The following is a 22257-nucleotide window of genomic DNA, read 5'->3' as shown; positions in this document are numbered from 1 at the left end:
CAGAAGCTCGGAACTGGCGAGGCATTCCAAGGTGAGAACTTTGGCTCTTAAATGCAACGTAGCCCTTTAGGGGCTTAGGCGGGTCAGCTACCTAAATTAACGAGGCAGTGAGCCGCCGTCTCTTTAGAGCGGGGTGCTGACTAGCACTTATAGGTTATCCTCTCATAGAACTCTGAGGAACTCCTGAGAATGCCCTGAAACCAGGTTCTGATAGTTTTTCAAGGTTGAAGCGCTTCCTCCACCCTCTCTGTACTAGCAAATGGGACAAGTGAGTTGATTTTCCATCCAGGCGATCGCCAAATGTTCGTCAATCGGTTTAGAAAAGAAATAGCCTTGAAAATACTGACACCCTAACTCTTTAAGCCTTTCAAAGTCTTCTACTGTTTCTACACCTTCAGCAATCACATCTAAGCCCACATCCGAGGCGATCAACAAGATCGCTTTAATTAAATTCCACTGTTGCTCCTTGAGGAAAAATCGGTCTATTTTTAAGCCATTCACCGCTAAATTTTTTAGGCGACTTAAAGACGAATATCCTGTCCCAAAATCATCAATATCAAACTGAAAGCCCACATTTCTCAATTCTTGAATCGTATTCGTTGCCACTTCCAGATTTTCCATTAACATGGTTTCCGTAATTTCTAAACGGATTTCATGGGGTTCAATTTCCAACTCTTTAATCAAGGATTGCAACTGATCGACAAACTGGGGATGAAGTAACTGGAGAGGGGACAAATTCAGATTCATCAGTAATGAATAATCTGAGGGGATGTTCTTCTTCCATCTCTTAAGCTGGTGACAGGATTGACGAATCACCCACTGGCCAATATCGTGAATCAGACCGGTTTCTTCGGCCACCGGAATAAATGCGGTCGGTGAAATTAATCCCTTTGTCCCATGATGCCAACGAATGAGGGCTTCAAAGGCGATGATTTTTCTCGGAGATAAAGAGACAATGGGCTGATAAACTAAATGTAACTCTTCTTTCTCAATTGCTTGCTTGAGATCCAATTCTATTTGAATTTTTTCTAAGTCTTCTTTCTTAAATAGGGTCAGTGGAAGGGTGGGTTGGTGTTCAATGGTTTGGGCCAAGCGCTCCAAGCGGCCAATATTCTTAATTGCCATGGACAACATATACTTTCCTTCGGCTGATTCCGGGTTCACATGGCCACTTTGCATTAATCGAACGACACCTCGAATCGAGGTGAGGGGGGTGCGGAGTTCATGACTCAATAGCATAATTGCTTCGTCCAGGGAGAGTTCGGGGTCAAAATCCGGGCAATCAGATCTGAAATTTTGCTTATCCATGATCGCGATCGCCCCTATCAGTTGTTCGTTTAGTCATCATCACCTTTACCTTAGATAGGGAATGTGAAATTCTTGTGAAAGCATCAGCCATCCCTTGATTTGCACCAATCCCTAATATTGTTGTTTATTATTCTCTAAATGATACCAGATGATCGAGTCACGAGTCTTGATGAATTTCTAAATTATCCCTCTTGCTGGGACGCTAGAGCTTCCTCGATTTGATTGGGTAATTCTAAAGGGTCGAAGGGCTTAATTAAAACTGCGATTACACCTAATGCAGCAGATTTACGATGAGTATTTTGAACTTGTGCAGTTAACCAAATTACGGGAATATGACGGGTGTTAGGATTGGCTTTTAAGAGCTTTAGGGTCTCTTTCCCGTCAATATCAGGCATCATCACATCCAAGAGAATCACATCGGGTTGGTGTTTTTCTGCCAGCTCTACCCCTTCATATCCAGACTCTGTAGCGGTTACCTGCCACCCCCTCAACTTTTCTAGACTAATCCGAGCAATTTCTCGGATATCCATTTCATCATCGATCATCAAAATATGTTTAGTTGCCATTGGAGGAAGCGTTCCCTGCTCAGAGCTAGTCTATAGAAAGTTTAGTGAGGTTAGATTTAATGACTATTTCCCACCCTACAACGGAAGTGAGAGTTAAGGCAATAGCTGACGATCCCTAGTTTCCTAGAGGTTGAAAGGGGTCAGGACATGGCCCTTGTCGTTGCCTTCACAAGGTACAATGGAACAGGTTTACCTTTGGGGAAAGCTATCTTCTAGTTTTCCAGTGGGGTCTTCAATCCTCTATACCTATCCCTCTCCCTGCTGAGGAGAGAACCGTCCACCTTACTTACTGAAAAGAACCTTGTCCAATAGTCAAGATAAGAGTAATATTAGTAACCTTATTTGTCCTCCAGAATCCGATATCCAATATCGGAGTACCGGTTTGATTTGGGGGCGCTATATCCCTCAACCCGATGACAAAGGATTCCAACTTAGAGGACTAATTGTTACAGAGGATAACGAGTTTTTCCCTGCTTCTATCCGTTGGGGTTATTTTTTTAAGTGGTTGGAAAAAGATGATAATTTGGAACAGTTCCATTGGTTTCGGTGTTGGACGAAACCCGATCGCGAAGCAGGCTATCATTTTATCCTTCGCAATGCCCTGAACCCCATCCCGGATAACCTCAGTGGTGATGTCTTTTCGGTGCGGGGGCAGATTATTTTTAATTATAGTGGTAGAGTTGCTGTCCGTATTAATCCCAATCGCAAAGATCCCAGCTCTAAGTTAGAAAAACCCTTTAAGATCACGTTTCAGGGGATATTACCAGGGGAACCAAAAGCAACTTTAGGGGAGTTTTGGGATTTTATTTTGGGTCGTGAGGGTAAGATGTTGGTGGTACTCGAAGCGAGAAAGGTTAAAGACCGCTTAAAAGACCGCAAACCCAAAGGCAAGGGTAAACCCGGTGGGAAGCCAAATCTGTCGAAACCAAGGCCAGTTTCTCAAGAGTCGGGTTCCGAGTCTGCTACTTCCGAATCTGAGTCTGATATGCAAGAATCGTCAGATGGTGACAAGGATTAACTCCTCTGAGCATACCCAATATTAGCGTTAGTTGAGACCTTCCAATAGACTTTCAATGGGTTGACGCTCCAGGTCTCGACCGATGAAGACGAGCCGGGTTTGACGCGGTTCGTTGAGTTGCCAGGGGCGGTCATAAAAGGTGTCAAAGCGGTTGCCGACTCCTTGGAGAACTAAGCGCATGGGCTTATTCGGCACTTGAACAAAGCCTTTAATGCGGTAAATTTCGTGGTTTTGGACGAACTGTTGTAGGGTTTGGGTGAGTTTTTTGGGGTCGAAGGGGCGATCGCACACAATCTCCACTGAATTAATATGGTCATCATGGTCATGCTCTTCTTCATGATCGTGATGGCTCGGACGAGAATCCAAATGATCCTCAACTGCCGCATTAAAGCCCAATAAAACTGCACTATCAATTTGCCCTTGATGACAAGCCACCTGTTTAACAGAAGCCGAAACCTCCTGTTTCAACCAGTTTTGCACTTGCTCTAAACCCAAATCATCCACTAAATCACTTTTTGTGAGTAAAATCAAATCCGCACAAGCCAATTGATCTTCAAATAATTCCTCAATCGGAGTTTCATGATCCAGATTCGGATCGGCTTTTCGCTGTGCCTCCAATGCCTCTAAATCTCCCACTAAAGTCCCCGTAGCTAAAGCGTGGGTATCCACCACCGTCACCACCCCATCAACCGTTGCCCCATTGCGAATTTCCGGCCAGCGAAACGCTTGAATCAGAGGTTTTGGCAGTGCCAGTCCAGAGGTTTCAATCACAATCGAATCGAGATCGTCTCGTCGTTCCAATAGCTTTTGCATCGTAGGATAAAATTCCTCTTGCACCGTGCAACACAGACAGCCATTCGTCAGTTCCACAATATTATTATTCGGGTCTTCGTCTTCATCACAAACTTGACAGGAGCGCAACAAGTCCCCATCAATGCCAACTTCGCCAAATTCATTCACTAAAACCGCAATTTTGCGCCCTTCATTATTTTGGAGTAAATTACGAATCAGGGTCGTTTTTCCTGCGCCCAGGAATCCAGTGATAATGGTTACGGGAATTTTATGCATGATTCTGTACCTCGCAGAATGGTGATTAAACAGACTCACTTTGGCGGGCATCCTGACTTGGAGATGATTTATGTTTTCTCCATCTCCTTACAGTTGCGGGACAGCGTTGGATTTGCACCAAACTTTCCCCGTTACCTCTGATGGCTGCTCCCCACCAGAACCGAAGTATCTTTGATTATAGCAGAATGTAGGGCAACCCATACTCAGTTCATATCCCTCTTTTTCATCTGATTCTAATCCATAGGATGCTGGGTTTGGAGAGATTCTAGGTCTTGGATGGTTAGTTTAGGCATGGCGATCGCATCTTTTAAGAGGTTATTTAAGCCAGTTGACCGATGGTTTTGAGTACGGATAAGACTTGCTCTAGTTCATGGGGTCTTTCAATCGATAAGGCGTAAGAGCGGCTATAGATGGGCGGATTGGAAGATTGAAGTTTAACAAAGACAAATTCTCGACCATTGAGCAAAAACCCAAAGATAGGTTGGTTCTGCTTACCATTTTTGAGCATATAAGAGAGCGCTTGAGGCACTGCTTCCATGATATCAATTTTGGTACTTTTGGCCTCAACGATCAGTATCCAAAGACTTTGTTTAATGACTAAAACATCAATTCGACCTCTGATGATTAAGTCTCGATCTTCAACCGAGAGGTCTATGGGGGTTTCTGTGCGGATAGAAAAGGGGGGTTGAAAAAATCCAGCCAGATCTAATAATGGTGAGAGGATGACCATTTTTACCGCTTCTTCTAAAAGAGGACGGCGACTGACTAGGTTAAAGTAGTTACTGCATACTCTTTGCAGGGTTTGTTTTTCGCGATCGCTTAATTCAGGTAAGTTCTGTTGCCATTCTGGAAAAAAATTAGGGTCAGTGGTCAATTGGAGACCCAAATGTTCTTGTAGTTCTTCGAGAGTAATGTCTTGCGGGGGTATCGTTTGAGTCATAAGAACTTCTCGTCGGAGTTTAAGAGGATTGCGTAGGGCAGTGTTGACTTTAGGTGTGATTGTAACATATAGTTGAGTTGAGTTGGAGATTAAGTAGCGATCGCCAAACCACTAAAGGAAGTAAGTTATGTCCACCTTATCCGATTGGCAGCAACTGGCCATTCACTCCCATTACCAAACCGCAAATGCTATCTTAGATCGCTTGCAAGCAGGGAGTCCCAGCGAAGCGAGTCAGGGATTAGAAGTGCTGATTGAAGCCATGGGAAGGAGTGAAAAGCGAGCGATCCAAAGCCAATTAATTCGACTCATGAGCCACATTATCAAGTGGAACGAGCAGCCAGAGCTGCGATCGGCCAGTTGGAGTATTACGATTCAATCCGCAAGAGATGAAATTGAGGATATTCAGGAAGAGGTTCCTAGCTTAAACCGAGACTTTATTGAGTCTATCTGGGAGAAATGTTTCCAGAGAGCAGTACGGTATGCAGAAAGCGAAATGGGTATTCAAGGTCAAGTTTCTTCTCTCTCTTGGGAACAGGTTTTTGAGACCGAATATCGCTTTGTTAAACCGACTTAACTGACGTAAAATTAAGAATAGTTGTCATTGATTTATATAATAGCGAGATAACTGTTCGATTTAATCAAATTCCGGGGCCCAGATTTCCACTACCGGTAATTCCCATCCAGGGAGCAATTCAGGAACGGTGAAAATATCTCCATCATGTAACGTTACGGAGTCTTGATTGAGTCGATAAACTTCCATTGTCCGAGTTCTCGGATCGACCAATACTCCTACCTGAGTTCCTAATGCGATGAATTCTTGGATTTTCTCGCGCAATTTGTCGATATTATCGGTTCTTGACTTCACTTCAAACATTAGATCCGGCACTAATTCAGCATAACCTTCAGTGGTGCGCGGTAAACGTTGAGCCAAAATAAAAGAAGCATCCGGTGCGCGAACATCTCCGTCAGCATTGGGTAAACGAAATCCACCACTTGAACCCGATACCCTACCTAAGCGACGAGGACGCACCCAATTCCGAAGTTGGGCGGCAATTTCGATGCCAACTTCTTCTGATTCTAATCCGGAAGGACTCATAAAGATAATTTCTCCTTGAACTAATTCCATCCGATAGTTGGGATGCTGGGTTTGGAGATATTCTAGGTCTTTGATGGTTAATTTAGGCATAGCGATCTTTTTACTCTTCGGCTAAAATAGAGGTTTAAGTTCGTCATGATGTTTACTCAAGTTTGAGGTTTTTAGTCATTGAATAAGGCACTACTACAAAGCACCTGTGACTGTAAATGCTGCCCAATGGTATGGGTTGGAAAAAGGTAAATCATTTTCGTTAAAATCTAGAAATAATCGCCTACTTGTTAGCCTATATATGGGGTTTAAGTTTAATTCTTCTAGCCATTCTGTTAATTCTCTAACATTTGAATTTTTAAGCCATATTTGAGCCTCTGCAAGCGCTGATTGTACAGGTTTATTTTGAAATAAATTTTGATAAAACTTTATCATTAAAATAGCTGTAGATAAATCAGGAAGACTCCATAAGCTGCCAACTACATTTTTCGCACCAGAGAGCAAAAATGCTCCTTGAAAACTCAAATGCTCATCAGTGTCAAGACCGACAAAGCTGCTTTCGCAGGCTGAGAGAGTAACTAAACGACATTGAGAAAGGTTTAGCCGTAGAAGAATATCATCTATGGTTAAATTTTTTCTCATGTCAAACCTCGGAAGACTGCTTTTAGTCGAAAAAACATCCATGGAATCAAGATTAGCTGAACCTGCTAAAAGAATTCCAGAATCTAAAGGTGATGCAAGATTAAAGTTACCGTGTCCTGATATATGAATACAATGTGCAGAGTATAAAGCTTCTGAGGACAGCACCGCTTCTTTAGTTGCTGCACCACCTTTTAGGACTGTAGAAGGAGAAAAATATTCTTTGATTTTTTCAACTTCTAGGTCAGTCATTACCAGATCTTCTGAAGTATTTTGAATAGCAAATAACTGGTTGAAATAGGGTCGAGAACGGTTAGCTGTATCTTTCAAAAGCTGCAAGTTTGGAGCATAGCTAATGCCTTTTGGAAAAAACTCTAGCAAAGCTTTATCTTCAAGCTTAGGATTGTAACTGATAATTGGTAAAGCATGAAGGGCAAAAATGTGCAAATATCGATAAGGAATAAGGATCAGTTTTTTGGCGTTGGGGAGCTTCTGCAATAAAATCTCTAGGATATCAGTGATGTGTAGGGTCTGGGACAGTTGTTTTAGGTATTGAGTGAGATCGGTTCGCCATAAATATTTATTGGTGTGGTAATTCTGAAGATAGGTATTTACTAATTCATTGAGTTGGTTTAGATCTTCTTCGGAAGATGTCCAGACACTGATATTTTTAGAAGTAAGGATGAACGTGATAAAACTGTCGTGTAAAATGTACCATTCTAAAACAGCAGTTTCTTCATCTATGAGAGATTGAATTGTGGAGAACTCTAGAGGTTGATAAGGAGATATTTCTTGAAATTCTTGACGCAGTTGATTGATATGGGTGTAATCAGGATTGGGGTCTTGGCTAAGGCGTTGGTTTTCTGCGGCAATACTTTGGCGCAACTCTTGCAGGCGCTGGCGAATGGCAGGGGGTATGCCTTGGGGGTAGACTTCGCGGGTTGCAAGGAGTTCAACAAAGTTACGAGCTTTACTTCGATCTGCGTATTCTAGGGCAGTCGTATAGTTGCCTAAATCTAGGCAAACTTCTACCATCTGTTGATAGAGTTGATTCCATTCTTCGTTAAGCTTGCGTCTAGCTTCGTCTCCAGAGATAATCTCGCCACGGAGATATTCAACAGTATCAATAGCTTGTTCAAAAGCGGTGTAGGCGAGGTTGGATTGTGCTGCATCACGGTAAGTCAGTCCCAGTTTAAACAGGATCTCAGCATGGTTTTGGGAAAAAGCTTCACGGGTATATACCTGTAAGGCAGCTTGATAACAGGCGATCGCTCTCTCCAGATTTTCTGCCCTTTCTCCTCGAATACGATTAGAATAAGCAGAGCCGAGATTATTTTGTACACTTGCCCAATTTTCAGCAAAAGCAGAACGAGGATAAACTTGCAAGGCAGCTTCATAACAGGCGATCGCTCTCTCCAGATTTTCTGCCCTTTCTCCTCGAATACGATTAGAATAAGCAGAGCCGAGATTATTTTGTACACTTGCCCAATTTTCAGGAAAAGTAGAACGGGTATACACTTGCAAGGCATTTTCATAACAGGCGATCGCTCTCTCCAGATTTTCTGCTCTTTCTCCTCGAATGCGATCGGAATAGGCTGCTCCTAAATTGTTTTGTGTCGTTGCCCAATCTTGAGGGAAAGCTTCACGAGTATACACTTCCAATGCACTATAATAACAGGCGATCGCTCTCTCCAGATTTTCTGCGCTCTCTCCTAGAATACGCTTAGAATAAGCAGAGCCGAGATTATTTTGTACACTTGCCCAGTTTTGAGGAAAAGTAGAACGGGTATACACTTGCAAGGCATTTTCATAACAGGCGATCGCTCTCTCCAGATTTTCTGCTCTTTCTCCTCGAATACGATTAGAATAAGCAGAGCCGAGATTATTTTGTACACTTGCCCAATTTTCAGCAAAAGCAGAACGAGGATAAACTTGCAAGGCAGCTTCATAACAGGCGATCGCCCTCTCCAGATTTTCTGCTCTTTCTCCTCGAATGCGATCGGAATAGGCTGCTCCTAAATTGTTTTGTGTCGTTGCCCAATCTTGAGGGAAAGCTTCACGGGTATACACTTCCAAGGCAGCTTCATAACAGGCGATCGCTTGCTCCAAATTTTCTGCTCTCTCTCCTCTAAGCCTCTCAGAGTAGGCAGTTCCTAAGTTATTTTGTAGATTAGCCCATAACATGGGATCAGTACCTTGATCGATAACAGTTAATCCAATGTTATAGCCAGTAATAGCAATCTCCATGTTATCGGCTCTACTGCCCAACGGAAACTTCTGAATTACGTTACTCAAGTTTCCAATAGCTGATGCCAGAAATTGTACTGTTTCTCGATCCAGTTCGGGTAAATTTTCTCTTGACCAAGAAGACATTGCTTCAGCAAATTCAATATCTAATTTGTCAAGGTTTTTACACAGAATTGAATAACAAACATCAACATAAGTGTTGGTTTCTACGATGGCTTGTAATAATTCAAGAAATAGTTGCAAATGGGGAGATATTTCAACAACTTGCTCTGAAACTTGTGCCTCAATATCCTTAAGCCAGTTGGCAATCTCTTCATTTCCTTCATTCAACATAAAAGATATCACTTGCTTAATGGTCTGTAGCAAGTTTTTAGTCATTAAATGTTGATTATCTTCTAATAAGCTGTGAGTATAGTTATACTGATTACGAGCAGTTACTAATGATTGAACAAACTGTTCTTCTTGATTGAGGGGTTGGTCTAATAACTCTGGAGGGAGAGATACTACAACTGTATTGCTTAGAGCAGTTATACCATTTTTGATTTTTAGCTTAATCAGTTCTTCCTTGGTTTCCTGAAATCTATTTCGTGCCGCATGTCCGATCGCACGAGCATAAATGAGCAACTTATCGAACTCTGGCACATCTTGCGCGAACAACTCCGTCAGCGTCGTCAACCGCATCAAATCATCGGGATTTTCTCGATAAGCCGTATTAATTGCGTCTGCCAATAACTCGATCGCCTTTTCCGGATGCAGATAAGCCTGTGCTGCCCAACTTTGAGATTGGGCAAACTCTCGATAATAACTATCACGACTTTTGAGATCTGCTTGCACATACTGTAACAAAAATGCAGCTACCTGTTGACGCTGGTTTTGGCTCAGTTTTTGCAGGAGTTCATGGCGGATGGTGTCCTCCATTTCAAACAGCTCATACCCTACTTCATCACAGAGACTCGATAAGAGGAGATCGGACACGGCAATCCAAGGAATTTTACAAGATTTTCCCTCAAGATCGCGCTGAAAATTTACCCAAATTCGATAGAGGAGATCGGGAGTTAAAGCCAACGGCAGCGCCGCATGAGCCGCCAAAAAGAGGTGAGGCTGATCAAATTTCCTCTCAAAGGCTTGAATTCGTCGTTGTGCTGCTTCAATTCTCATGGTTCTTCTATTACTCTTTCCATGTAAAACCAGAAGTTGTTTTAATTTCTTGATGTAAAATCTCCTCGCATCGCGTGGATAAATCAGGCGACCCTGAGAACAATCCAATCATGGGGTCTTCTAATGGTATTTTCTCTGCTACTGAGGGTTGAGTTTCTTGTTCAACTCCCTGCATAATTTGACTGACGAGATAGATGCGGTCAGCTAAACTCAATTTATGGGCAGTATCTAGGACTTCTTGAACATTCATAGTATTCCTATCATTTATCTGCATGATAGCAGCCCTTGGGGTGGGCGGGTTCAGGAAGGTTATGGTTAGTATCGTAATGGGTTGGTAAAACCCGCCCCTACAAGGTTTTCGGTCTGTAGGGGCGGGTTTCACCCAAGTCTAGGAGACCTATCCATAGCTTATCGGAGTGGGAGAGGGATTTTCCGCAAGCGGACATGAAAGGGAGAGTGCAATTTTAATTTTTAATTTGATTCTACCTTTTCCCTCGCAACACCTTAACGGCTTGTTGCAAACCGGCCCGATCGCACTCTACCATCGGAATTAATTTACCAATTTCTTCTGCGGTCGTTCCCCACCAGCGCTCCTGGGGAACCGGGTTCACCCAAACTTGATAGCGCAACCGCTCTTGAAAAGCTCGTAAAAAGATCTCCGTCCACTCTAAACGCTCCGGACTATATCCTCCCCGTGCTGCTCCTGCATCGCTGAAGATGAGCAACCCAGAATGACGGGGGGAGAGCTGACTGAGGAGAGAGTCAAACGTGACTGCGTTGATGAAACTGCGATCGCCGTAAACATGGTCGATGGGACAGTTATGGAAATAGTATACCTGCGATCGCCCCAAACGACCCCCGCGAATTGCCGTTTCCTTGACGCGGTTGCCTAAAGAATGGAACGCCACCATTGAACCATCCACATCTAACAATAGCACTAGCTGCGATCGATTTACCCGCGCCGGAACCAACACCGGATTAAGCAAAAATCCCTGTTGGGCAACTTCTTTAATTGTTCGGTTTACATCCAATTCTACACACGCCCCCTCTCGTGTTGGACGGCGTAAAATTCGCCAAGTTTGCTTCATTTGCCGAGCCGTAATTGGCAAATAATCCGAATGTAATAAAAACCGGATGCGGTAGTGCTGCTGAGTCTTAAAAGCCTGTACCTCATCCTGAATTTGTACCCCAAAACTTTTAGGCTCCACAACCCTCTCCACTTGCTCTTCCACTGCCTCAATTTTGGGTTGAGTCTCTACCACAGGAGTAGGTACAGGACTCTGAGGAATTGGCGTATCTGGGTGCAACTCTTGCACCAGTTCTCTCTCCGGATTCAATGGCTCAGATATAGTCACCTCTTCCCATTGTTCCGGCTGCGACTCCTCAACCGTCACCAAGGATTCAACTGGTTCTTCATCGATAAATTGATTAAAACAATCATCAAAAATCTGCCCCTCTTCAACGGACTTCACCCATAAAATCTTACACAATCTCGCCAATGCTTTCCGGTCGGCCAATCCAAACCCCGCCATTAACGACTTTAACAGCAACTCATACTCCTCAATCCCCAAAACAAAACCCGCCTCTCGCAATTGTTCAAACAACTTTCGCAAAGGCAGATCGTGAATTTCCTTAATCTTCATCACCATCTTCATCCTCTGCAAATTGCCTTAAATAGCGCTGATGATCGTCCCAACTTTTCAACAATACGCCCAAATAAGGTAACTGATCATCGAGTTGTGCCAAAATCTCATCTTCAGAATTACGACGCAGCACCTCAAACCAATCAATTAACTCGCTCGTACTCACCTTTTTACTGCTCTCTCCTTTCTCCTCTTGCAGAAACTCTCGCAACTCTAGAAAGCGTTCTACTGCAACATTCATCAACTGATTATCCGGTTCTACATTAAACCTGGCTCGAATAATTTCAATCAACCGGTCTTGAGCGGGAAACTCGATATAATGGAACAAACAGCGCCGTAAAAAGGCATCCGGTAAATCTCGCTCCTGATTACTGGTAATAAAAATAATTGGGGGCTGTTTGGCCTCAATTTCCTCCCCCGTCTCTGGAACCGTAAACCGCTTTTCATCCAACTCCAACAGCAAATCATTGGGAAAATCAATATCTGCCTTATCAATTTCATCAATTAACAAAACCGTGCGCTGATCATTTTGAAATGCTTCCCCTAATTTTCCCCAAGTGCGATAGGTTTTCGGATTGCTCATTCGTTCCACTTCTTTCACATCCGTTACCCGATTTAACGCCAGTAACTGAGCATCTCGCAACCGCCTTAAATTATCATATTGATAGAGTCCATCTTGAGCTTGACTGGTTGATTTAATATTCCAACACAGATAAGGCAACTTTAACTGATGAGCCACCACTTGAGCCAATTTTGTTTTCCCACATCCCGGTTCCCCCTGCAACAACAAAGGACGGTTTAAGACAATGGCTAAATTAACGGCTTCCACCAATTCATCACTGGGAATGTAAGGATAAATAAGACGTTTATTCTCATCTTCAATTACTTGAGGTGGGTATACTCCAGATTGGTATTCTAATACTTCAGCCATGATGACGCTTGTTCCTCCCATTGAACATTACAACGTAAACAAACTTCTTCAAAAACATATTGATGAATTCCATTTTCACTGTTAGCGAGTATTTCATCCGCTAAAGTTTCAGTAAATTTTATTGGATTCTGAGGACAAAGGTGTTTTTCTAACCACGTCGCTAATTCTCCTCGTGTAATTGGCTCAATCGCCCTAAATTTTATCAACTGTTCGGGTTTCCAACCTTCGGGAAGCTCTAGTAGTAGCTCTTCAGGACGAGTCATTTTCCAATCGCTGGTATATCCTTCTGAATCGACTAAGAACAAAAGCAATCGGTAATTTTTGCTGGTTGTACCTTTTTTCGCTAACCTGGCTAAAGGTTGCCAAAACTGATTTAAAAATTCTTCAATATACTCTTCGCGTTCCGAGGATTCAATATCATGAAGTTTGTTAAAAATGAGGATAACAGTTTTAGTTTTCCAAATTGCCAACAATTGGTCATGGATTTTTTCTATAGAAGAGTTTAGAGGAAGCTGCAATTTACGACATATTTCCTTAAAAATACCCTGCATTGAACGATCTTGAGTGCGTCGAGAAAAGCTAATTTTTTTGACTAAGTTAGATGTGTTTCCGTTGGGCACTTCTTGGATTAAGCGATTCAGTAACCAGCGTTGTCCTGAGTCCGGTAGACCATGAATTAAGCACGCACCAACTTGACAGTTATTCACAACCTCCTCAAATAGACGAGCTTGTTTACTATAGTCTAGTTTCAGTAAGGCTTGGTAAAGGGTGTTATCGCAGGCATTTTCCTCATTTTCAATGGTAACTTCAGGGGATGGTGGATGGGAATAATAATGAATATTTACTGTATACTTATCTTGAAAATCCTGTTGTATTTTTTGCGATATTTCAGCCCTTGCTTGTTCATAACCTTGCTCATAATATTTAAGATTTAAAGTAAATGTCCAATAAGGGCTTTTACTTTCTTTGTAACTGCAAGGTCTTTTATCTGTTAATAAGTTTAAGTCTTCTAGACAGCAGACAATATCATAGATAACATTAGCTTGATCTTTTGTTTTCTTCTTGCCGTTGACTGTCTGTAAACTTCGAGATATTTGACAAGATTGACAATAAAGTTCTGCGAGTTTCCACAGATCGAGTAGAGTAATTCCTTTTGGTACAAGTTTATAAATTCCAGTTCTTTTGCTGTGTAATTCCCAAATTTTACCAGAGACCATTAATTCATTATCAATCCATTCCCACTCGACTTGAGTCCCTCGCTGGTTTTCGGGGATGTTCTCATGCAGGTTGAATGCAGTATCTAGCTGGTTTTTGGGAATTACTCCATAAACAACGGCAAGTAAGGCTTCAACGAAAATCAATACATTATTGAGAGTTCTGGGGTTTTTAGCGAATTTTCGTTTCTTTTTGCCCTCTGTTTGTCTCATAGCAACAGTAAAAACGTAAATCAGAGTTCTTTGGGCAATTTCGCCCAAAGGTTTAACCTTGCCCAAAGAGCCAAACCTAATTATACCAAGGTTTTGAGAATTTGTTTGGGCAATTTGGAATGGGCAGAACCCAAAGCAAGAATCGCCTTACAGCAGTTAAAGCGAGGCGAACTTTATGGACATGCGAGAGACTATTGGGAAGGAAATCGAACAACCGGTTATTTCGGTAGAGCTTGAGATTGTTGGGGATCAAGATCTGAAACTGAAGAGACGCGAAGCTTGGGGGAATGCATATAGCAATTTTATGGAACAGCCGATCGCCGAATGGTCTTCAAAACCCAATCCTCCAGTTGATGTTTCTTTCTGGTGTAGCATCTCCTTACTACCGTTGATCGTACTCTTATTTTACTGTAGTGGTCAATGGTTGTGGCGCAAGTCGTAAGATGGTCAAGGAAATGGCGATTGATTAAAAATGCTTTTCCACTCCTTGAGAGTGCGCGGAATTTGCCGAACTTGAGGGCGGAAAGAGGGGGGTAAACTGTGCCAGGCTTCCCAGAGGGTGGGGATACCTAAACCGATTTCTGTTAGTAATTGCTGTTGAGAAAAAACGGTTTGGGCATCTCCTTCTAGGATGAGTTTTCCTTGGTTGAGAATGATAAACCAATCTGCCCATTGATAGGCAAAATCGAGGTTATGGGTGGCGATCGCAATGGTCGTTCCCTTTTGTTCGATTTTGTGCAATTCTTGCAGTAGGGTTTGCCCTTGTTGCGGATCTAAGTAGGCGGTGGGTTCGTCGAGTAACAGCAGTTGGGGATTTAACACCATCACGCCAGCGAGGGCAACCCGGCGCTTTTGCCCTAAACTGAGGTGGTGGAGGGGAGTGTGGGCAATTTCGGTGAGTTGAAAATCGGCGATCGCCTGTTCCACCCGGTAGCCAATTTCTGGTTTGGATAATTTGAGGTTACATAGTCCATAGGAAATATCTTCCGCTACGGTTCCCGCAACGAGCTGATGTTCTGGATTTTGGAACGCTAAACCTACATTTTGCCGCCATTGTTTCAGGGTTTGGCGCTGATAATCAAGGGGGTTTCCCTGCCAAACGATCGCTCCTCGATCGACTGGATAGAGTCCCGTCATCAGTAAAAATAAGGTGGATTTTCCGGAGCCATTGTGTCCTAAAATCGCGGTTCTTTGATGGTGGGCAATGGTGAGGCTCAGTTGCTCAAAGATACCCTGGGACTGTCCTGAGTAGTGATAAGTTACGTCCCTGAGTTCGAGTAGACTCGGATTATCCATGTGCGATTCCTGACAGTTCTAGAGACAGCAACAGGATAAATCCGAGGAGGGCTTCCCATTCATAACGGGGCGATCGCACATATTTTCGCATTGACAAAACCACAAATTTATGATCAAACCCTCTTGCAGTCGCCCCCAAAGAAAACTGATGATAATCCGTTAACGTTCGATGCAACAATTGCCGCACCAACAAACTCACGCTGTGCAAACTTTGGGCAAAATCACCATATCCTCCCCGCGCTCTTTGTCCTAAACGCAAATCAGAAACCGTCTTTTGCAGCACCCAAATCAACCGATACATCAACAAAATCAACTCCAACAACAGTTCCGGAAAACGCCACCGACGCAACACTTGAACCATCTCCACCATCGGAACCGTCAACATCAAGAAAAAGAAGCAAGACAAACAAGCAACTGCCCGCAAAATCAGCCGGAGATACAAATCTAATACACTCTGAGAAATCGACCAATAAATCCCTCCCGTTGACCAACCAATTAGAGTTCCAGAAATATCAAAATCGCCGCTATTTATTGCCCTCACATCAATCAGAAACGCCAAGGAACTCATCAACACAAACGTATAGCTACCCAAGAGCAACTTCAGATAGAACTTCATCGGGATTTTAGCATACCCAATTGTCCAAATTGCCATCCATAAACCGATCCCCATTTGTGTCAGGGGTTGACTCACCAGAGCCAACCCCAACATCAGCACAGAAAACCCCAATTTTTGACTCGGAGGCAATCGATTTAAACCATTTTGATACGCCCAAGTATCAGTCGGTAGCGTCATTTTCCCCCGAAGGATTCGACTGGGAACGGCCCCGATACCATCCGATTCCGTATCCGATAATTCCCGCGCCTAAAGCCGCTTGCAGGGCAAATAATAAGCTCTCTGTTTCGCCTCCTGGCGGTTCTAAAATTGGTTCAAACCAGGGTTCATATTGGGGATTAAATTCTGTAATTATTTCCTCTGCTTGGCCATCGGCTCCACCAAATTCACTATCCTTAATCGTCATTAAAGGAAAAACAGTTAACCCAATGACGGCTAACAATAAGAGACCATTGGGCCATTGATTTTGTTGTGTTTTCATACCGTTTTTGATTCCATTAATTTCAATAGTTTTAATTCTGGTTGAGAGTAGGACATTAAGCCATTCCAGACCATGACGGTCAATAGTCCCTCAATAATTGCCAGGGGAATTTGAGTAACGGCAAAAATGCCAGCAAACTTCAGAAAAGCAAGCCAAATGCCTCCATTTTCCACGGGAAAAGCTAAGGCGAGTTGTAAAGAAGTGACGACATAGGTGGCTAAGTTTCCTAACCCTGCTGCCAGAAAAACAGCTAAGGTTTGCCGTTGACTTAGCACCATCACCAAGCGATAAACCCCAAAGGCAAAAAAGGGGCCAACCACAGCCATAGAAACGGCATTTGCGCCTAATGTGGTGATGCCGCCATGGGCTAATAGTAAAGCTTGAAATAGGAGAACGAGAGACCCTAAAACGGTCATCGTGGAGGGGCCAAATAATACCGATCCTAAACCGGTTCCGGTGGGATGGGAAGAACTCCCGGTCACTGAGGGAATTTTGAGTGCCGAAAGGACAAAAGCAAAGGCTCCAGATAAGGCTAGTAAAAGTTTCAGTTCGGGATGTTTTTGCACGGTTTGGTTAATGCGATAGAGTCCTAAACCAAAGAAGGGCAGAAAAACAACCCACCAAAAAATGACCCAAGGTAAGGGCAGAAATCCTTCCATAATATGCATCGCTTGAGCTGGTGCGGGTAGGAAGGCCAAAACTAGGGTAACACTGAAGGCGAGAAAACCGGCCATCAGTCGAAAAAAGAGTTTGCGGTGGTTCATAGACTATAGCGCTTCGCGCTGGTAATGGGTAATGGGTAATGAGTAAAAAAAGGGGGGCGCTACTGCCACTCTCTTTTTAAGCAGGGTTTGGAGGGATCAATACCTGGAGAGAAGGGGAAGAGAAGAGGAAAGAAAGGGAAATGAATAAACTTGTGACATGATTCTGTACCTCGCAGAATGGTGATTAAACGGACTCACTTTGGCGGGCATCCTGACTTAGAGATGATTGAGAGAGAATTGAGATTCTCTTTATCTCCTTACAGTTGCGGGACAGTGTTGGATTTGCACCAAACTTTCCCCGTTACCTCTGATGGCTGCTCCCCATCAGAACCAAAGCTGGGTTAATCATACCATACAGCGCTTTCCTCTGTTATGAGATACAGTAATCGAAATTTTCCTTGAGAGTGCTTTCCCATCAAAAGTGCGAAAAATGGGTATGCATTGCGTGAAAAATGGTTTACCCATTACCCATTACCCTTCTGCCGCACGAAGCGCTCTGGGTGTCTCCCTATTTTCCCATTCGCGGTACAATAACAACCACACTTTCGATCTGCTACACCCTCTCACTGTGAATTCCTCTCCTTCCTTTCAGTTTGACTCTATTGAAAGCGCGATCGCCGAACTTAAACTCGGTCGCATGGTGGTCGTCGTTGATGATGAAAATCGGGAAAATGAAGGCGATCTCGTTGGCGCTGCACAGTTCGCGACCCCGGATATGATTAACTTTATGGCGGTTTATGCGCGGGGTTTAATCTGTTTAGCGATGATGGGCGATCGCCTCGATCAACTCGACCTCCCCCTCATGGTCACCCACAACACGGATAAAAACCAAACGGCCTTTACCGTCAGTATCGATGCGTCTCCTGAACTAGGAGTGAGTACCGGAATTTCTGCTGAAGACCGGGCCCGCACCATTCAAGTAGCCCTGAACCCCCAAACTCGCCCCCACGACTTACGCAGACCGGGGCATATTTTTCCCCTGCGATCGCGGGAAGGAGGGGTCTTAAAACGAGCTGGTCATACAGAAGCGAGCGTCGATTTGGCCCGGTTAGCGGGTTTATATCCCGCCGGAATTATCTGTGAAATTCAAAACCCCGATGGCTCCATGGCGCGACTGCCCCAACTGATCCGCTATGCCCAATATCATGAACTGAAAATTATTAGTATTGCCGATTTAATTGCCTATCGTTTGCAACACGAACGGTTTGTTAAACAAGAGGCTCTAGCGAGTCTTCCCACTCAATTTGGCCAGTTTAAGATCTATGCCTATCGCAATACTTTAGATGATTCTGAACATATCGCCATAGTTAAAGGCGATCCGAGCGAATTTGCCGAACAAGTGGTCACCGTGCGGATGCATTCGGAATGCTTAACGGGAGATGCATTAGGCTCTTTGCGCTGTGATTGTCGGATGCAACTACAAACGGCTTTGAAAATGATTGACCATTCGGGAGCGGGTGTGGTTGTCTATTTACGTCAGGAAGGGCGAGGCATTGGCTTAGTGAATAAACTGAAAGCTTATATGCTCCAAGATCAAGGTTTAGATACGGTAGAAGCGAATGAAAAATTAGGCTTTCCTGCCGATTTACGCAACTATGGGGTTGGGGCACAAATTCTCAATGATTTGGGGGTGAAAAAATTCCGTTTAATTACCAATAATCCGCGCAAAATTGCCGGACTAAAAGGCTATGGTTTGGAGATGGTCGATCGCGTGCCCCTGCTCATTGAAGCCACGGATTATAATTCGGCCTATTTAGCTACGAAAGCGCAAAAGCTGGGCCATTGGCTGTTGCAAACCTATTTAGTTACCGTCGCTCTAGAGTGGAAAGACCCCAATCCTTCGGTGACTCAACGCTATGAATGGTTAGAAAAACTGCGCTATTGGGCCGATCGGAAAAATTTACTGTTGCAGGAAGAAACCCGGCCGGTGGCGATCGCCCTGTTTACCCATCCGTCCTTAATCGTTCATTTAGGATTCGATCAGCCCTATAGCGATCCCATGGAATGGTATCACGATGCCGAACATCCCTATTCCCAGGCGATCGCCTCCTGGTTAGATTTGCTCGTCGGTTGGTCACCCGTTCAGCGCCTCGAATTTCTCATCAGCGATGGATCTGACCCCCTGGATGGGCTGCAATTGAAGTTACAAAGACAACCCTGCGATCCCCAAAAACTAGCCCCCTCGTCCCTATTTGAGCGTCTGGAAACCCAGAAAATCTATAGCTTCAAAATCTCAGAATAGCTCAGTTGGGGGCCGAGCGTGGATGCTATTATTTCGCTGGAGCTTGACCCCCACTTTGTTCTTGTTCAAGGGCCTCTTCCGTGCGTTCATAGGGGTTAGTTTTGCGCTCCCATTGGGGAATTAAGCCAATGAAAAACTCGTTTAATGTCACGCGGGTTTGGGCACTTGCAGGGCCCAAGGGTTCCGGAAGAAAGCGATCGCCAAGCAACACAAAGACTAAAAATAGGATGCTCGACAGAATTAACCAGGGTTTCAAATAAGCAAATTTCATCTTTATTTCCTCATAATTGGGCCTTGACTAGCCCTAGTGTTCCCTAGCTTTTAGTAAATCCTTTCATGGGATATTCATCCAACTCAGCCCTACTCTAAAAGCAAGGTCACGGGGCCGTCATTATCAATTTTAACCTCCATCATCGCCCCAAATTCGCCTGTTTCTACCTTTAAACCACTTTCTCTTAAAAGAGTCACAAACCGATCGTAAAGCGCTCTAGCTTGTTCTGGAGCAGCAGAGCGATCGAAGGAAGGGCGACGACCTTTACGGCAATTTCCATACAGGGTAAATTGACTAATCACCAGCAGTTCGCCCTCAATCTCTTGTACGGATTTTTGCCAACGGCGCTCCGGGTTTTCTGGATCGGGAAATAGCCGCAATTCCAGACATTTTTTTGCCATCCATTCTAGCTCTTTCTCCGTATCTGTATCAGTAATTCCCACGAGCAAGTTTAATCCCCGGCCAATCTTACCGATAATTTGGCCATTCACGGATACGGAAGATGCACTCACTCGTTGAATTAGGACGCGCATAGAGGTATGGCAGATGCCTTCAAGGGGGCGATCGCCTCAAAGCCAGGATCGCCCTTATCCCTCTAATCTAGCACATCTCAGGATTGGTCAATATTATTGATAGTTATTCTAAATAATTCTCTAGATCGCTAATCCCAGAGAGCCTCATAGCCCTGACCCACGATCTGCGAAAACCACTTAAATCAATGGTTTTGCTAGTTTTTTTTCCCCAGAACTGTAATCTTTACAAAACTTTACTTTTTTATAATTGACAATTATTCTGAACTGAGTTTGAATGGGTAACTGTTGAGAGTTATTCTCAACAGCCAACGCGCTCTGACTCAGTTAACGATCCTATGCAAACCTACGACAAGCCCCAAGTCACCTATGACTGGTGGGCAGGCAATGCACGATTTGCCAACCTTTCCGGGCTATTTATCGCCGCCCATGTGGGGCAATCCGCCCTAATCACCTTCTGGACAGGAGCCTTTACCCTATTTGAAATTTCGGGATTCGATCCCAATCAATCCATGGGCGAACAAGGACTCATCCTCCTTCCCCACCTAGCCACCCTAGGATGGGGAATTGGCGAAGGCGGTCAAATCATCGACACCTATCCCTACTTCGTCATTGGAATGCTTCACCTCATTTCTTCGGCTGTGCTAGGAGCTGGAGCCTTATTCCACACCTTCAAAGCCCCAGAAGATCTCAAAACCGCTCAAGGTTTTGCGAAATATTTTCACTTTGATTGGGAAAACCCCAAACAATTGGGCATCATCCTAGGGCATCATCTCTTATTTCTGGGTCTGGGAGCCTTATTGCTCGTCGGCAAAGCCATGTACTGGGGTGGGCTTTACGATAGCACCACGGAAACCGTCCGCATCATTAGCAACCCCACCCTTGACCCCTTAATCATCTATGGGTATCAAACCCACTTTGCCAGCATTAGCAGCTTAGAAGATTTAGTAGGCGGTCATATCTATGTGGGCATCTTGCTCATTGGTGGTGGAATTTGGCACATTCTTGTCCCTCCCATGAACTGGGCCAAGAAAATCTTAACCTTTTCCGGTGAAGCCATTCTCTCCTATTCCCTGGGTGGTATTGCCCTCGCCGGTTTTGTTGCCGCTTACTTCTGTGCAGTCAACACTCTAGCCTATCCCATCGAGTTTTACGGCCCGGTTTTAGAAGTGAAATTGGGGATTGTTCCTTATTTTGCCGATACCGTCGATTTACCTGGAGGCACTCATAGCTCCCGGTGTTGGTTAGCCAATGCCCACTTCTTCCTCGCCTTCTTCTTCCTGCAAGGCCATCTGTGGCACGCTCTACGGGCAATGGGGTTTGATTTCCGTCGCGTAGAACAAGCCCTCAACGCCGTGGAAGGATAATCCGACTCTTTTGGGTCAGTCAGTTGTTTAATTCTCTCCTCTTTTGGTGAGGGGTTTCTAGGAAAAATAGAGACTGAAACCCCTCTTTTTTTGTGAATTGATCGTAAATGGATACAGTAAAGATGGCAAAGATTGGACTATTTTTCGCAACTCAAACCGGTAAAACTGAAGAGGCAGCCGAAGCCATTCAAAAGCAATTTGGCGGTACTTCTGTCGTCGCACTCCATGATATGGCTGATGCTAGTGCAAGTGATTTTGAGGGCTATCAATATTTGATTATTGGTTGTCCCACTTGGAACATTGGCGAACTAGCCAGTGATTGGGAAGGTTTTTATGATGAACTGGATAAAATTGAGTTTAAAGGGAAAAAAGTAGCTTATTTTGGCACAGGCGATCAAATTGGCTATGGCGATAACTTTCAAGATGCCATCGGCATTTTAGAAGAAAAAATTTCTGGTTTGGGAGGACAAACTGTGGGCTATTGGCCGACGGATGGCTATGACTTTAATGAATCTAAAGCTGTGCAGAATGGCAAATTTGTAGGCTTGGCTCTTGATGAAGATAATCAACCGGAGTTGAGTGGAGAGCGAATCCAAACTTGGGTGGCGCAAGTTCAGAAAGAGTTTGGTTTATAAAAATAAAGCGTGGTTAAGAGTTATCTAGT

At 44.0% G+C, this 22257-nt stretch carries 22 protein-coding genes and 2 riboswitches; of the genes, 6 read left to right on the top strand and 16 right to left on the bottom strand.

Translation table 11 applies throughout. The features are described from left to right. Window positions 1-252: 252 nt before the first annotated feature. On the bottom strand, window positions 253-1308 hold the full coding sequence (locus PJF56_RS01570; RefSeq protein WP_283760875.1) for a putative bifunctional diguanylate cyclase/phosphodiesterase: 1056 nt from the start codon (window positions 1306-1308) through the stop codon (window positions 253-255). A gap of 182 nt (window positions 1309-1490) precedes the next feature. Then, window positions 1491-1874 (bottom strand): response regulator, encoded by a 384-nt coding sequence (locus PJF56_RS01565; protein ID WP_283760874.1) that lies wholly within the window; start codon window positions 1872-1874, stop codon window positions 1491-1493. Between the two features lie 301 nt (window positions 1875-2175). Here PJF56_RS01565 and PJF56_RS01560 point away from each other — a divergent pair, with 301 nt between their 5' ends. Then, entirely contained in the window at window positions 2176-2892 is a 717-nt protein-coding gene (locus tag PJF56_RS01560) for a hypothetical protein (protein WP_283760873.1), read from the top strand. 27 nt (window positions 2893-2919) lie between these two features. Here PJF56_RS01560 and cobW read toward each other — a convergent pair whose 3' ends face one another. Together cobW and PJF56_RS01550 are read right to left on the bottom strand one after the other, a co-directional pair. Beyond that, the gene (gene cobW / locus PJF56_RS01555) at window positions 2920-3960 is read right to left on the bottom strand and encodes a cobalamin biosynthesis protein CobW (protein ID WP_283760872.1); all 1041 of its coding nucleotides are present in this window, start codon (window positions 3958-3960) and stop codon (window positions 2920-2922) included. Between the two features lie 25 nt (window positions 3961-3985). After that, a riboswitch (cobalamin riboswitch) is annotated at window positions 3986-4140 on the bottom strand. Between the two features lie 139 nt (window positions 4141-4279). Continuing rightward, window positions 4280-4900, bottom strand: a complete 621-nt coding sequence (locus PJF56_RS01550; RefSeq protein ID WP_283760871.1) for a restriction endonuclease subunit R — start codon at window positions 4898-4900, stop codon at window positions 4280-4282. A gap of 127 nt (window positions 4901-5027) precedes the next feature. Between PJF56_RS01550 and PJF56_RS01545 the strand changes: the two genes are divergently transcribed. Continuing rightward, window positions 5028-5474 carry a DUF29 domain-containing protein gene (locus PJF56_RS01545; RefSeq protein WP_283760870.1) on the top strand — a complete coding sequence of 149 codons (447 nt, stop codon included), beginning with the start codon at window positions 5028-5030 and terminating at the stop codon, window positions 5472-5474. 60 nt (window positions 5475-5534) lie between these two features. Here PJF56_RS01545 and PJF56_RS01540 read toward each other — a convergent pair whose 3' ends face one another. The 6 genes from PJF56_RS01540 to PJF56_RS01515 form a co-directional block, all read right to left on the bottom strand. Next, on the bottom strand, window positions 5535-6086 hold the full coding sequence (locus PJF56_RS01540; RefSeq protein ID WP_283760869.1) for a Uma2 family endonuclease: 552 nt from the start codon (window positions 6084-6086) through the stop codon (window positions 5535-5537). A 93-nt stretch (window positions 6087-6179) separates the two neighbouring features. Then, complete coding sequence (locus PJF56_RS01535) at window positions 6180-10028, bottom strand: CHAT domain-containing protein (protein WP_283760868.1); 3849 nt, start codon at window positions 10026-10028, stop codon at window positions 6180-6182. A gap of 10 nt (window positions 10029-10038) precedes the next feature. After that, window positions 10039-10278 carry a hypothetical protein gene (locus PJF56_RS01530; RefSeq protein ID WP_283760867.1) on the bottom strand — a complete coding sequence of 80 codons (240 nt, stop codon included), beginning with the start codon at window positions 10276-10278 and terminating at the stop codon, window positions 10039-10041. A gap of 232 nt (window positions 10279-10510) precedes the next feature. After that, entirely contained in the window at window positions 10511-11671 is a 1161-nt protein-coding gene (locus PJF56_RS01525) for a VWA domain-containing protein (protein ID WP_283760866.1), read from the bottom strand. Next, on the bottom strand, window positions 11661-12602 hold the full coding sequence (locus PJF56_RS01520; protein ID WP_283760865.1) for an AAA family ATPase: 942 nt from the start codon (window positions 12600-12602) through the stop codon (window positions 11661-11663). The genes PJF56_RS01525 and PJF56_RS01520 overlap by 11 nt, the downstream gene beginning before the upstream one ends. Next, window positions 12587-14077, bottom strand: coding sequence for a hypothetical protein (locus PJF56_RS01515; RefSeq protein WP_283760864.1), 1491 nt, complete (start codon window positions 14075-14077; stop codon window positions 12587-12589). Before PJF56_RS01515 ends, PJF56_RS01520 begins: the two co-directional genes overlap by 16 nt. Window positions 14078-14204: 127 nt before the next feature. Between PJF56_RS01515 and PJF56_RS01510 the strand changes: the two genes are divergently transcribed. Continuing rightward, window positions 14205-14471, top strand: a complete 267-nt coding sequence (locus tag PJF56_RS01510; RefSeq protein WP_283760863.1) for a hypothetical protein — start codon at window positions 14205-14207, stop codon at window positions 14469-14471. A 5-nt stretch (window positions 14472-14476) separates the two neighbouring features. Here PJF56_RS01510 and PJF56_RS01505 read toward each other — a convergent pair whose 3' ends face one another. The 4 genes from PJF56_RS01505 to PJF56_RS01490 are packed head-to-tail and all read right to left on the bottom strand — an operon-like array spanning window position 14477 to window position 17183. After that, complete coding sequence (locus tag PJF56_RS01505) at window positions 14477-15325, bottom strand: energy-coupling factor ABC transporter ATP-binding protein (protein ID WP_283760862.1); 849 nt, start codon at window positions 15323-15325, stop codon at window positions 14477-14479. Further along, window positions 15318-16118 carry a cobalt ECF transporter T component CbiQ gene (cbiQ, locus tag PJF56_RS01500; RefSeq protein ID WP_283760861.1) on the bottom strand — a complete coding sequence of 267 codons (801 nt, stop codon included), beginning with the start codon at window positions 16116-16118 and terminating at the stop codon, window positions 15318-15320. Before cbiQ ends, PJF56_RS01505 begins: the two co-directional genes overlap by 8 nt. Further along, on the bottom strand, window positions 16102-16419 hold the full coding sequence (locus PJF56_RS01495; protein ID WP_347179409.1) for an energy-coupling factor ABC transporter substrate-binding protein: 318 nt from the start codon (window positions 16417-16419) through the stop codon (window positions 16102-16104). The genes cbiQ and PJF56_RS01495 overlap by 17 nt, the downstream gene beginning before the upstream one ends. Beyond that, a complete protein-coding gene (locus PJF56_RS01490) occupies window positions 16416-17183 on the bottom strand; it encodes an energy-coupling factor ABC transporter permease (RefSeq protein ID WP_283760860.1) in 768 nt (255 codons plus the stop codon). The genes PJF56_RS01495 and PJF56_RS01490 overlap by 4 nt, the downstream gene beginning before the upstream one ends. Before the next feature lie 184 nt (window positions 17184-17367). Next, window positions 17368-17533, bottom strand: a riboswitch (cobalamin riboswitch). 218 nt (window positions 17534-17751) lie between these two features. Between PJF56_RS01490 and ribBA the strand changes: the two genes are divergently transcribed. Further along, window positions 17752-19425, top strand: a complete 1674-nt coding sequence (ribBA, locus tag PJF56_RS01485) for a bifunctional 3,4-dihydroxy-2-butanone-4-phosphate synthase/GTP cyclohydrolase II (RefSeq protein ID WP_283760859.1) — start codon at window positions 17752-17754, stop codon at window positions 19423-19425. Window positions 19426-19453: 28 nt separating this feature from the next. Here the strand turns inward: ribBA and PJF56_RS01480 are convergent, their stop codons facing one another. Beyond that, entirely contained in the window at window positions 19454-19696 is a 243-nt protein-coding gene (locus tag PJF56_RS01480; RefSeq protein WP_283760858.1) for a hypothetical protein, read from the bottom strand. Window positions 19697-19785: 89 nt separating this feature from the next. Next, window positions 19786-20229, bottom strand: a complete 444-nt coding sequence (gene dtd, locus PJF56_RS01475; protein ID WP_283760857.1) for a D-aminoacyl-tRNA deacylase — start codon at window positions 20227-20229, stop codon at window positions 19786-19788. A gap of 335 nt (window positions 20230-20564) precedes the next feature. Here dtd and PJF56_RS01470 point away from each other — a divergent pair, with 335 nt between their 5' ends. Continuing rightward, window positions 20565-21593, top strand: coding sequence for a chlorophyll a/b binding light-harvesting protein (locus PJF56_RS01470; RefSeq protein WP_283760856.1), 1029 nt, complete (start codon window positions 20565-20567; stop codon window positions 21591-21593). A 122-nt stretch (window positions 21594-21715) separates the two neighbouring features. Beyond that, window positions 21716-22228 carry a flavodoxin FldA gene (gene fldA / locus PJF56_RS01465; protein ID WP_283760855.1) on the top strand — a complete coding sequence of 171 codons (513 nt, stop codon included), beginning with the start codon at window positions 21716-21718 and terminating at the stop codon, window positions 22226-22228. Window positions 22229-22257: the final 29 nt, after the last annotated feature.

The organism is Roseofilum halophilum BLCC-M91, from assembly GCF_030068445.1.
GTDB classification, from domain to species: Bacteria; Cyanobacteriota; Cyanobacteriia; order Cyanobacteriales; family Desertifilaceae; genus Roseofilum; species Roseofilum halophilum.
This window is presented reverse-complemented; position numbering and strand designations above follow the sequence as displayed.